Annotated in this window: 10 protein-coding genes and 1 pseudogene; all 11 read right to left on the bottom strand. The window is 30.8% G+C overall.

Translation table 11 applies throughout. From position 1 onward, the window contains the following. Positions 1–344: 344 nt before the first annotated feature. Positions 345–3245 carry a DEAD/DEAH box helicase family protein gene (locus Q0J35_RS01770; RefSeq protein WP_297192835.1) on the bottom strand — a complete coding sequence of 967 codons (2901 nt, stop codon included), beginning with the start codon at positions 3243–3245 and terminating at the stop codon, positions 345–347. Beyond that, positions 3245–3574: a hypothetical protein gene (locus Q0J35_RS01765; protein ID WP_297192834.1), complete on the bottom strand. Its 330-nt coding sequence runs from the start codon at positions 3572–3574 to the stop codon at positions 3245–3247. The genes Q0J35_RS01770 and Q0J35_RS01765 overlap by 1 nt, the downstream gene beginning before the upstream one ends. After that, the gene (locus Q0J35_RS01760; RefSeq protein WP_297192833.1) at positions 3571–4422 is read right to left on the bottom strand and encodes a hypothetical protein; all 852 of its coding nucleotides are present in this window, start codon (positions 4420–4422) and stop codon (positions 3571–3573) included. Before Q0J35_RS01760 ends, Q0J35_RS01765 begins: the two co-directional genes overlap by 4 nt. Continuing rightward, positions 4415–4981 carry a hypothetical protein gene (locus tag Q0J35_RS01755; RefSeq protein ID WP_297192832.1) on the bottom strand — a complete coding sequence of 189 codons (567 nt, stop codon included), beginning with the start codon at positions 4979–4981 and terminating at the stop codon, positions 4415–4417. The genes Q0J35_RS01760 and Q0J35_RS01755 overlap by 8 nt, the downstream gene beginning before the upstream one ends. A 3-nt stretch (positions 4982–4984) precedes the next feature. Then, positions 4985–7507 carry a site-specific DNA-methyltransferase gene (locus Q0J35_RS01750; protein ID WP_297192831.1) on the bottom strand — a complete coding sequence of 841 codons (2523 nt, stop codon included), beginning with the start codon at positions 7505–7507 and terminating at the stop codon, positions 4985–4987. A 545-nt stretch (positions 7508–8052) separates the two neighbouring features. Continuing rightward, complete coding sequence (locus Q0J35_RS01745; protein WP_297192830.1) at positions 8053–9666, bottom strand: DUF262 domain-containing protein; 1614 nt, start codon at positions 9664–9666, stop codon at positions 8053–8055. Positions 9667–9681: 15 nt separating this feature from the next. After that, the gene (locus Q0J35_RS01740; RefSeq protein WP_297192829.1) at positions 9682–9816 is read right to left on the bottom strand and encodes a hypothetical protein; all 135 of its coding nucleotides are present in this window, start codon (positions 9814–9816) and stop codon (positions 9682–9684) included. A 29-nt stretch (positions 9817–9845) separates the two neighbouring features. Further along, the gene (locus Q0J35_RS01735) at positions 9846–10889 is read right to left on the bottom strand and encodes a DNA adenine methylase (RefSeq protein ID WP_297192828.1); all 1044 of its coding nucleotides are present in this window, start codon (positions 10887–10889) and stop codon (positions 9846–9848) included. A 10-nt stretch (positions 10890–10899) separates the two neighbouring features. Further along, positions 10900–11766 (bottom strand): Dam family site-specific DNA-(adenine-N6)-methyltransferase, encoded by an 867-nt coding sequence (locus Q0J35_RS01730; RefSeq protein WP_297192827.1) that lies wholly within the window; start codon positions 11764–11766, stop codon positions 10900–10902. After that, positions 11763–13226: a hypothetical protein gene (locus tag Q0J35_RS01725; protein ID WP_297192826.1), complete on the bottom strand. Its 1464-nt coding sequence runs from the start codon at positions 13224–13226 to the stop codon at positions 11763–11765. The genes Q0J35_RS01730 and Q0J35_RS01725 overlap by 4 nt, the downstream gene beginning before the upstream one ends. Continuing rightward, positions 13223–13391 (bottom strand): annotated as a pseudogene (locus Q0J35_RS09005) (saccharopine dehydrogenase family protein); the annotation flags it as partial. The gene Q0J35_RS01725 and the pseudogene Q0J35_RS09005, both read right to left, overlap by 4 nt.

Below are 13391 nucleotides of genomic sequence, written 5' to 3'. Positions count from 1 at the left end.
CCAAATCTAGTGTAAATCTTACCTTAAATTAGCTGATAAATTCTAGTAAATTGGCACAACCCCTATACTCCATGTATTTTTTACAAAAATCTCTCTACGCCATAATCTAGATTCTCGCAGCTTGTTATAAAGATTATTCTTGCGTTCTTTTTGGCTAACATCTCTTGATTTTTTTCTCAATACGCCATGTAATCGCCACAAGAATATACATAAATGGCAGGATTATTAAATGGTAAGTTTCTTGAATGGCAAGTTTCCTAAATAGTAGGATTCTTAAATAGCGATTCTTAAATATTCTTGCCTAACCTGCGAGTATTCCTAATTTTTACACTTAAAAAGCCACATTAACCCACTATCTCATCAATAATTTCTTTTATGCTACTCTTTTTGTATTTTTCAAAGCCTATAAATTCCCCCACATTTTTATTATAATAAAAAAGATAGGTTTGAATCTTTTTACCTCTATATAAAAATTCCTTATCCTTAAATATCGCTTCAAAGCCTTTTATTTTATCTCTTGGATTTGCTTCTCTTGTAAGCCCTTTTGGGTCGATAAAAAGAATTGTATATTCTCCATTTTCTTTACTTTTAAACCAAAATATGAAATCTGGATAAAACTTCCTTTCGCTTTGTGCCTCGCTATCAAAATATGGGATATACAGAGTATCGATATTTTCTACAAGTTTAGAAAAGCACCATTCGTATTTCATAAGCCCTTTAGAATCTCTTTGTAAAAATTCCTCTAAATCTTGTAAAAACTCCTTTTCACTCTCCTCATTAATTGCAAAATTTATCTTAGAATCTCTATCGCTTTTATTACAGATAATAAGCGGATTATAGTAATGCTCTCTTAGTTTTGCACTGATTGTGTAAGAATCTACAATCCCGCTTTGTTTTTTAGCTTCAGATTCTAAAATAGCTGGGATATATTCCTCTGCTACTCCCTCTTTTTGCAAATCCTCTCTTGTTTTTAAGGCTTTATACACATTGAGAGTTTTTATAATCCCATTTATCTCATTTGCAAAACTTTCTCCCAAAGTGGTTTTAAAGCTTTGATAATGATTGATTTCATCGCTTAAATCTACAAATTCTTTAAGCTCTTTGTTTCTAACATTTAAGATTCTATGAATATGGCTAAAAGTCTTATTTTTATCAAATTCTTGAAAATCCCCGTATTGGATAATTCTCTCGCTTTTATCGTCTAAAAAATCTTTAATTTCCCTTAGCGTGTCATAGCTACATTCTCTGTGTATCACGCATTTGCTAAGAGTTAAGACATCTTCATCAAAGCTTTGTATGTATTCTTTTAGCTCCTCTGATTCCTTTTTACCAATTTTATATCTTCTCTCTTTAGATTCTGTATTTTTATATTTTGGAGTAGGAAGAGGGCTTAGAGTATTTGTCTTTTTAAAGCCTTTTAGTGGATATTGAGTAATGAAGCTTTCAATCTCTTCTAAAATATATTTAATAGCCTCATTATCACTCGCTAAGATAAACAAAGTTTCTAGCCCACAAGCAAGAGGGCTTAGAATCTGCTTTGTGCTATACTCGTGTATATCACAATATCGCATTCTCTTTCGCACATTAGAAAAAGGCTCGATTCTAACACCCCTGCCGATAGTTTGCAAGACATATTTTTTCGCATTTTTGCTGCCAATGTTGATAAAATAGATAAGATTCACGCGGTTGCTATCCCAGCCTTCGCTAAAGACTTTGCTTCCAAGCATAATATTAATGCTAGAATCATTATTATTAATGTTTTTAAAATAACTCTTTTGCAAATCCTTAAAGCTTTCCACACCAAGCTCTAATAAATGCTCTTTCTCCCATTTTTTAGCCTCTGCGATATTAAGTAGCATAAAGGGCTCATTAGCATTCTTACTCTTAAAAGCTAACTCTTTTTCATTTGCTCTAAAACACTCTAGGTGTGAGGGCTCACTCGCGTAAAAGACATTTTCCCTCACATTTTTAGAATCTGTATTTTTCACATATTCTAAAAACTCATCGTTTAAGACATCTTTTGCAAAATACAGCTCTTGATTTTTTAGTTTTTCATAAAGATTTTGAGCTATTTCTTGTATATCTTTATCTTCTTTTAGAATCTGTAGTATCGCTTTAAAATACAGCTTTATCCCAGCATCTTGGGTATTGACCTTATCAGATACTGCGATGATTAAAGGATTATGATATTGTATATTTGAGATACCAAAGTCCCTAGCCTTACGCAATAACTCCTTTTTACTTTGTTTGATAGCACTAAAAAGTATAAAGCCCTCGATGATTCTTATCATTCTTTCATTCTCACTATTTTCTTTGCTAAAAGATTTGAGATTGGAATCTAGCACAGCGATATTCTTGCCATATCCATCGTTATTAAACTTTTCTAAATTATAATTAAAAGCACAAGTAAAAAAATCTAGCTCATCGCTAAAAGTCGCTGAAAAATTAAAAATAAAGCCCCTAGAGTAGCCATTATAAGAGTAGCCCTCATAGTCCTTAAGTCTATCCCCGCAAGCTATTTCATTGATATAGTATTTTCTAATAGATTCTTTGCTATCTCCCCTATGAGCTTCATCTAGCAAGATATACCAGCCCTCATTATTGCAGTAGTTTTTGTAATCAAGCCTCTTTGCACCCTTATCCTTGCCTACATTATCCGCACTATCTAGCAAATCGCTCCTTGCTATAAAAACGGTAGTCTCTCCAAACAAAGCACCCTGTGTTGCACTCTCATATTCTCTAAGCTCTTTGAGGGTGATGAAATCTGTATTGTGATTATTGTATTTTGCTACATTGTCTTTAAATTGTGCTAAAATCGTATCATTTGGAGCAAGTAGCATTATGGGCTTATTTGGAATCTTTTTCTCTCTTATAGCCTTACCCAAGAGTGAAAGTAGCTTTATCATCACTATGCTTTTGCCACTGCCTGTCGCCATCCAAAAGGACGCACGGTTAATCTCCTCTTTTTCTAGCTTACAATCTTTGTATTGTTCTTTATAGATTCTATAAAGCTTTTCGCCTCTAGTTTTTATATAATCAGAATCTTTATAGCACATATATAAGTCTAAGGCTATAAGGGCACTTTGCAAACTTGCTATTTGATAATCTTGCAAAGCAATATCCGCACTAAAGCTTTTTAAATCATAGTTTTCATAGCTTTCTTTATATTGCACTCTTTTGTTGTTGCATATTTCACTTAAAAGCAAATGTTTTTTTATGTCTGCTGTTTGCTTTGCCTTTGCCATTACCTTTCCTTTAGGACTTTATAGGTTTCTTCTAGATTCTTTTCATCTTTTAGGATAGAATTTACATTGTATTGTTTCTTATCACTTGCAGTTGTCAAGTATTCCTTTACAACTGAAATTTCTTGCAACTCCACTTCTTTTAGGATATTTTTAATGTGCATAGTTATATTTTGCTTTGAGGTGTCAAAGCAAAGCTTCTTTAGAAAAAGTTTAGCTAAACTTTCTTGATTTAAATACACACTATCACCAAGCTCATAAAGCTCGACTCTAATCTTTTTATCTCGTGTGGTGTAGAGGATTAGGTTGTTTTGCATAGAATTTGCATTCATTTTTCCAATACCTTAAATGAATTAGCTCTCCTAATTTCTTCATCACCTACTTCGGTCGTATAAATTTTTCTAAAAACTATATCAGCTAAATGCTCTATATCATTTGTATTATTGATTTCAAATTTATCATCTTTAATAAAATTTTTTTTGTATTTATTAGCATATCCTTTATAATCATCAATATTTTCTTTAACTCTTTCTAACTCATCTACAATCATTGCGATAGTTTTTAACTTAGTTTTTGGCATCTTTTCAAAATTTGCAATATTAACTTGTAAAAAAGGGTATTTTTGCTTATCTTTAAAAGTCTGTATATCCTCTTTGGTAGCTTCTCTATAATATTTAGAAAAATTAGGAAATACTCTTTCTAAATCAACAAATTTATAAAAATATATTTTTTGCTTCTCTTGATTCCAATAAATATCTGTATTATTTTTAATAATTACGTTAAGTTTTGTTTCTATATGGGCTAATTTAATATCTGGCTTCCACGATAAATAAGTTTTTTCAATCCTAGCTGCAGGCATTATCCTTTGAATATAAAGATGAATCTTGTTAGCTTTTGTTTCAAAAAGATATAAAGTTTCTAAATTCTTTAAAGCATTTTTTGTTATAGAATTACAAGAGTTTGTATTTGTCATATGATTTAAATAATCTTGCAAATTCTCATCTTGTGTTTGTATAAAAAATACCTCATTTTCATCAAGCTTATAATTTCCACCACCTTGCTTGACAAAATCAACCTCTTTACTTAATTCTAATTCGTAATCCCATACATTTTCTAGTGAGTGTTCAGCTATTTTGTAAAATTGATTTTTTGCCTTTCCATAAATATTTTTCTTATTCATTTTTTTCTCCTTTATCTAAATATGTAAAATCATTTAGTCTTATTAAATTGTTATGTGTTTTTATATTTTTTATCTTTTGTTTAGAAATTAAGAAAACTTTATATTTAGCATATTTATTGTCATTTGCACTTATAGACACTTCGTAAAAATGGTATGAAAATAAAATATAGGGGTTAAAATATGAGAATTTACCCTTTAAAATCAATAGATATATTAAAATAAACACACAACAAAAAATCATAAAATCATTAATGCTTACCGCAATAACAAAATATGTTATGTAAATGGGTATATATTTAGGCTCGGCAATCTCAATTTCGCTACATTCCATTTGCTCACTTTGTGTATTTTGGTTATATTTTTTGATACAATAAATATACAAGTAAGAAAGTATCAAAGCAACAAATATAATACATAAAACGCATAAAATATTATTTGGAATCACAAATTGATAAACAGTCGTTGTTCCAAAGTCTTTTCCTAATACAAATATTATAATGAGTGGCGTTAATGCCATTGCAACATAAACCAAATAAAAAATGGACAATAACAGCTCCATTTCTTACCTCTCCCACCAGATAAGATTTGTTAGCTTTGGGTATTTGCATAAATCCACGCTATCACTAGATACTCTATCGCCATTGTCAAATTCTACGCATTCTATGCCTTTAGAATCTAAAAAGAGTCTTTGTATCCTTAGCCCCAAAACATTTGCCATAGTATGCAGTATATCAAAGCCCTCTCTATATCCATTCATATCTAAGCTTATGGCCTCGCCTTTGTTTAGGGCTTTTATGAGTTTTCTTGATTTGCGGTAGTCAATGATTGAATCTTTATCTAGCACATACTCGCAGTTACTTAAACTTTCCTCATAGCTTTCTAGCTCATAATACCTAAAAGCCCCGCCACCTTTAAATTCTACTTCTTTGCTAATCCCACTTACAAAACCACCGATGACCTTTTTCATTCTAGGAATAATGACTTTATAAAAATGCTCTCCCATTTCCACACCAAGCCATTTACGCCCTAATTTATGAGCTGTAGCGATTGTCGTGCCACTACCCGCAAAAAAATCTAAAATAACAGAATCTTGATTGCTACCTATATCACAAATTCTTTTTAAAAGTTTTTCGGGTTTTGGGGTGTCAAAAATTTTATTTTGAAATAAAGCTTGAATCTCTTTTGTCGCATCTGTTGTAGTGCCAAATTCTGTAAAAATTGTGCGTGTTTTTATTATTTTTGTCTTATCTAGAATTTCATCAAAATAAATCACTTCATAAGGCGTTAATCTCCCTTTAGAATCTTTTTGCCAAAAAATATGTTCCCTATCTAAGTTTTCAGGTTTTTTTCGCCAACGTCCATCCGCTCCATTTGGAGCGATAGGATAAAAATCATTTCCATTTGGATCTTTAATCGCATAATAAAGACTTGGTCTATCAATCCTAAGGGCATTATCTCCATCTTTTTCTAGTTTTCTAATTTTTGCTTTTTTCCCATTAATATTTTTATTAAAAAAATTTTCATCATGCTCTCCCAATAAATTATTAATTTTCCATTCTCGATTTTGATAACAAACAATATATTCATGTTCTTTTTGAAAAAATTCAGAATCACTGCCTCCACCACCTTTTTTCTTTTGCCAAACAATATTCGCCACAAAATTTTCTTCTCCAAACATTTCATCACATAGAATCTTAAGCCTTGCTTGTTCGTTATCATCAATACTTATAAAAATACTTCCGCTATTTTTTAGAAATTCTTTTGCTAGATCTAGGCGATTATTCATCATCGTAAGCCATGAAGAATGGTTAAATTTGTCAGTATAGATAAAGCCGTCATTGCCTGTGTTATACGGTGGGTCGATGTAGATTAAATCTACCTTGTTTTGATACTTTGGCAGCAAGGTATTGAGAGCTTGAAAATTATCACTTTTTATCAGCTCACCATTGAGGGTAGATTCTATATCCTTAAAAGAGCTTAGAATCTTGTATTTTGTCGTTTTACTAAAATGCTTGGTATCAAGGGGTAGAAATTTATACTTTTCATCACTAATATTTTTGATTTCAAAATATTCATCTACTAGCTTTAGCTCCTGCCATTCTTTGATTTGCGCCTTAAAGCCCTCATCGTTGATGACAGAATCTAATAAGGCAGAATCTATCCTATCAAGGCTAAAGACATACTCCACTTTCTTAGCAAACTTTGGCTTACACCAAATAGCTTTTAGCTCATCTTCAAAATCCGCTATGTAATCAATAATGCTAAAGGCTACTTTTTTAAGAGTATTTAACTCTTCAATTTTCTCTTGTCGCCACTGCGTAATATCATCTAGCACATAGTTACATAGCCATAGATTAAACTGCTCTTGTAAAAAGGCTCTTGCGTTTTTATGGATAAAGAAGTCTATTTCATTTTGCCTTTTATAAGAGCTTAGAATCTTTTTTATTTCTTCTTCTTGTAGCTGTATTTTCTTATCTTTTAGGGATTTGATAAATTCATCACTTAAATCACTGCTATTTTGTTTAAAAACATTAGGGAGCTCTTTTAGGCTTTCTTTATCATTTAGCACATAGATTCTTATATTTTCCTCTATTGCAAATTTAAAAATAACCTTGTTTTTGGCATTATCGGCATTTGGGATAAAATGGCTTGTGTCAAAGATGAAAGTGTATTTGGAATCTTGGCTTGTAATCTCTGCATCATGGTAGAGCGTGTCGGATTTGACATAGTAGAGATTTTGGGTTTTATAAAAAAGGCTTGTGTCTTTTGAATTAGTATAGACTTTGGCATAGATGTTTTTATGCATCGGCGTATCGTAGAAAAAGGGTGTGCCTGTCTCGTTGAGATAGCTTGAAAAGAAATTATAGAGCTTAGTATAGATTGAATGGTTTAGCTTTTCTTTCTCTAAAAGATTCTTAATATGCCCAAAATATTTTGATTTCATTTGCAATAAATTGATAAAGCCACTCTTTTTAAGGGTTTGCTTTGATAGTGAATCTTGCGAGAACAAATCTTTTGCATCTTGTATCTGCACACCAAGATAGCTATTTTCTAGCTGTGATAAAAAGGCTTGTTTGTAGTCCATATCCTTACTTCCTTAATAGTTTTGCTTATATTATTGTTTTTGCTTATGCAATTTTTACATTTTTTAGCTTTTTTTGTGCTTTTTTGCTAGATTCTAGATTCTGTAAATACGTCATATTGAGCGTAGCGAAATATCTAAGGATTCTAGAATCTCTAAAGAGTCTTCATATAGTCATTGCAAGCTTTGCTATGTAAAGTTTAGAATCTCATTTCACTTTCTCCCGTCCTCTAGCACTTTAGAATCTTGATTATAATTAATTAAATATTATAACATAGGTAAATTTGCTATTTATTTTTATACTCATTTAAATGTAACAATTATGGTATATAAGTGATGATTTTGTATTCCACATCATTTTCCTCTAAAAATTTCTTTACGCCATAGTCAAGATTCTCACAGCTTGTTATGAAAACCCGCCTTACATTCTTTTTAGCAAATATTTTTTGGTTTTTTCTAAATACGCTGCACAATCGCCCCAAGAATATATAAATGGTAGGGGATTTGCAAACACCTTTATTTTATCTGCGTATTCTTTCAGTTTAAAATTATGATTTAATTCTCTTTAAAATCTCATCAGCCAATACACTAGCACGTTTATTTAAAAATTTATCGTAATCATCATCTAATATACCAAAATCACTGAAATTAATATAGTGCGTTTCTAAGCTTTGTTCTAGATCTGGATTATCTTTAAGAAAATCTTTTATATAAATGCTTGGAGCTTTGTCTTTTATGACTCTTTTATTTATATAATCATCAACCAAAGTAATATTAGCCAAGCAATTTATCTCATCTTCATCATATTTATTCAACTTTTTCAAATATGCCTTTGGAAAAAAGTGATGATAGTTTTTGGAACTTGCAATATTTAGCCAAGAATTATCAAGTCTCACAGATGAGTTGTCATTAAATTTTTTGGGCTCTTTATAAGCAAGAATGCATAATGCTGCCTTATACCAAGCACTAGAGGTTGAAAATCCACTTTTAAGCCTCTCTTCATAATGTTTCTTAGATTCATCACAATTAATCTCTTTTGTGAAATCTATCTTTTCATTTTTGCAAATTTTTTCTACAAGTTTTATATCTTCATTAAGCTTTGATTCTGTGCTAGAAGAAAACCTTTCTCCAAAGGCTGCCCTAAAAAAATATATGTGTAGATTCTCGAGTTGCTTTTTTGTTGGCGGTTTTTTATCGTTAATATAATAAAAATATGCAAAAGGAATAATAAGAGCATAATATGGTAAAAGCTTTGAAGCAGGGATCTTTAAAGAATCTCTAATCTTGTCAATGGAAAGCTTTAGACATTCTACAACACAATCCCATTTTTCTATAAAGCTATGTTTATCTATTGACAAAATTGCCTCTCTTTTTGCACTCTTTTTTAGAATCAATGCCATAAGTTGCAAAATAATATTTTTATTTTCTGCGATAGACTCATATCCACTGCGTTCCAAGTCTTTAATAAGAATATCAAATTTTTCTTCTAAATCAAAGCCTTCTTGATTTTGTGTTGCTTCAGTATACATCTTTGCATTCACAATTTCAAAAAGCGTAAGCTCTTTACCACTTGTGTTGATTCTTGTGAAAATATCTGCTATCTTATCTAAAGACTGGTTTTCAATCTCTATGGTAGAAAATTCATAGTTTTCTATTCGTTTCCTTAGCTCATTAGCTTGATTAGCAATATCTCTGCCAAATTCATCGCTAATTTCCAAAATATCCCTATTCATCAAATCATAAAAACTAATAGTCTTTTGCGGTTTATCACACACGCAAACATCATCGTCATTTTCTACATTCTTATCTAAGTCTATAAATATTTCTTTGTAGTCATTTTTATCTATTGTTAATCCTTTAATGGCTAGATATAAAGAAGTGATTCTTTGCTGTCCATCAAGTATATAATAAACAAAATCACCTTCTTCAATCTCTTTTAAAATTTCTCCACCGAGCTTTTTAAGCGATTTTAATCGTTCTTTTGTTTTCCACAAAATAAAACTTCCAATAGGATAGCCTTTTAGTAAGCTTTCAATCAATTTTGCACTTTTATTCTTATCCCAAACAAAATCTCTTTGAAATTTTGGAATCTGATAGATACCATTTTCAATATTTCTTATGATATCATCATATCTTCTACTAATGGGTTTTGGTTGTTGCATAATATCTCCTTGTAATCAAAATGTATTTTTTTTACTCCGTCCATCCTCTAGCACTTTAGAATCTCCATTAGAATCTATTTCAAGCACTACATAAGGTAAGCCTTGTTTGTTTAGCTCTTGCATAAATGGGTCGGGGTCATTTTGCTCCATATTTTATGCTTAAAAGCCTTAAATCTTTATTATGATGTTTGCCTTTCCACCACCCAAACATACTCTTTAATGTATCTTTGATGAGATTTTGATTGACTTTTAAAACGTGGATAAACAATCTCTTCAAGCTCAACTTTGCCTATATTTTTTAAGATTCTATCAATTTCCTCTTTTTTCATAAGACCTTCACTATTATAGCTTAAGATAAGGTAACGATATTTTTTTAAATTCACGATTTTTTCTAACTCGTTTAACGCTGTTTTAACATTACAGAATCTTGATTTTTGTGTAGCATAGTCTCTTAATCCCGCTATACCCTTTATGCTGGGATTATCATATTTGGCTATTGTCTCTAAAAGATGATAATTTGGTGCATATTGTCTATGGTTATAAGGTGGGTCAAGATATAAAATATCATAGTATTTGCCATTGTTTAATATATTAAAACTATCTCCACAAAAACATTCTCCCGATACCCCCTCAATAAGATTCAATGGTTTTAATTTAAAATCCTTTAATGCTCTGTTATCCCACTGCTTACAAAATGCACCATATACGCCTGTTATATTAGCATACAGCGATACAGATTCTATGAGTGTAGCTAGTAATAGATAATATTCATTCTCACGTAAATCTAATCTCCATTTTTCTATTTGTATTCTTATGGAATCAATTTTTTTGGCATTGCTATCGCTAAAATACATTCTAGTTATCCCTGTTTTTTTACTACCGCTTGGTGCATAATTCTTATAAATAAAGCCATTTGTGCCTTGAAGCTCATTTAAATATTCCAAAACATTCAAATACGCATTGTTGAATAAACTTTTATTGCATTGCTTTAAATTGTCAAATGCTAAATGACAATCACCTAAATATGCTCTTTGCAGACAATAAGAAAAATACATTAAATCACAACTTGCAACCTTAAACCCCTCTTTCTTAAAATATTTTCCAACACTAGCACTACCAGCAAACACATCAAAAAAGCTCATATTAGAATCTAAGTTTATATATTTTTGCATTATTTTGTGGATTATCGGGATTAGTTTTTCTTTGTTACCTATATATCTCATATTTCATTCTTTAGTAATTTGTAATCAACACTTCTTGCGTTTGATTCTTATCTTTGTATTTTGTTTGATAGTTTGCATTCGTGTAATGAGAATCTATGTTGTGTATTGTATATTTTCTACTCTGTATCCATTTTTTTAATATTTTGTTTTCGTTTTGCTTGTGATACAGCACATTTGATAAAGCAAAATATATATTTTGAGAATTTAATTCATCAAGGGAATACAAGAGTTTTTGTTCTAAATATTCATTCCAGCCACTAAATCCCCTCTTACCATCGTTATATGTGCTTTGTGTGATGAGGTAAGGCGGGTCAGCATAGACAAAACTCTTTTGAGGAATATTTTCTAAGGCTTTGGTAAAATCAAGCTTTGAAAAATGTATTTCTTTTTCTTGTATAGTTTTAATAAATGCTATAAGATTGTTTTTCATAGTATCATTAAAACTTGATTTATTTTTACCAAAAGGATTATTAAAGTGATGAGAATTATTAAATCGTATTTGATGATTAAAGCAAAAAGCTATAAGGCATAGTAAAAAAATCGGGGATTTTTTCTTATTATAGTCATTCCTTAATGCGTAATAACCATTTTCATTTGTTTTGTTTAGTGTATATTTTTTGATTGTTTCTTGTGTTTGTTCTAATGTTGATTGTATGGAATTGCTTTGTAAAAATTCTAACAGCTCAATAAGATAAATTAAATTATCATTACACAGAATCTTTTTTGCCTCTACATTGATAGCTACATTACATCCGCCGCAAAACAAATCTACAAAGGTACTAATATTTGTTGGAAAAAGGGGCATGATTTGTGAGAGCAACTTATATTTACCGCCTATATAGTTTAGGGGTGATTTTAAAAATCGTGTTTGCTTCATTTTGGATTCCAAAAAGCTATTAGGTTGCTAAGGGATTGTATGAATACTTTTGGGGCTTTTATACCTAGAATCATTCTCCCTTTAGCATTAAGTAAAAATCCAACTTCTATTTCTACTATATGTTCCTCATTAGAACCATACAATACCAATGTCCTAATGATTGTATATTGTGGATAATATTTTTTGATATAAGCTTGTTCTATAAAATCATAATTTTGTAGTTCTTTTAAGCCTTGAGCCTTATTATCATATTTTTTACCCTCTATATTGATGATTTCTAAATGCTCTACATCAAGTAAAATCAAATCTGGAATAAAGGCAATAGCATTCTTATCCCCGCTTTTATAGGCTTCTTTATTTTCATATTTTTCTAAGGCTATATGCTCTCCATTGGGTGTGAGAAAATAACCCTTTTCGCATCCCGCGTGGTTCTCAAAAATGCCATATCCTTTACTAAAATAAGTAACAGCCAAATGAATAAAAATAGTCGCTAGCTTCTCACTATTTGTCTCATAATGCCAATATTGTTTGTTTATTTCTATTTTTGGAATCTTTAATCCTTGCAAACTTATATCTAAAAGATTTGCAATTTGGATAAATTTATTATTGTTGCCAATATGTTTTTGTTCTAAGCCGTGTGAAATTATTTCTATTTTCTTATCAAAACCAAGTTTTCTTAAAGTCGCACAAATACCACTTAGTGCACCAATATTTGGGTCGTGTGCTAAATGATTATTTTTAATAAGTCTAGCAGAAATTTGTATTTTTGTTATTTCTTTATTTTCTGGTATTGTATATATGTGTGTATCTCGTGGAATGCTATCACAAGATATTTCACTATCACATACCTTTATTGTAATAGGTACATTGCCTTTTGGTGGCTTTCTCATTACATTTTTAGATTCTATAAACTCTTTTATATCACTAAAGGGCTGCAAACTTGTGTCATTAAGATTAAAATTCTTGCCTACAATTTCAACACCAAGTGTTTGCAAGATTCTCGTTCCAAAAATAGATGTTTGAGTTGGTTTCTCTTTTTGCTTCACTTTAATATTATAGAGCATAATCTTTTTTGTGTTTGGATAAAAATGCGAAATATACACAAATTTTGTAATTCGCTGATATACGCCCGTATTGCGAGATTCGCTATCATCAGTTTTGGTTTCCTCAATAGCATATAATGGCATATCGCTAGTATTTGGCTCTTTATCTTGAAAATATACCAAATAATCAACAAAGCTACTATTGCCGCTCACGATTTTAAGATAGATTTTCTCTATGCTTTTACAAGAAATACCCAAAATCTCATAATAAAAGCAAAATAATCCATTCTTTATAATAGGAATGATTTTTAGAGAATCTACAAAAGCACAATATCCCTTATCATGCAAAAATATTTGTATAATTTCTTTTATAACCTCCTCTTTTGGTCGCTCCTCTGTCAAGACGTAGAGATTCATTTATTTCTCCCGTCCTCTAGCATCTTAGAATTTCCATTAGAATCTATTTCAAGCACGACATAAGGTAAGCCTTGCTTGTTTAGCTCGCGCATAAATGGGTCGGGGTCGTTTTGCTCCATATTCCACACACCGCTTCCATTGTTAGAATCTATGCCTTGAAATTCC

This window comes from uncultured Campylobacter sp. (assembly GCF_944323605.1).
Classification (GTDB): domain Bacteria; phylum Campylobacterota; class Campylobacteria; order Campylobacterales; family Campylobacteraceae; genus Campylobacter_D.
Note: the sequence above shows the minus strand (reverse complement) of the source record. Positions and strands in the feature narration are given on the sequence as shown.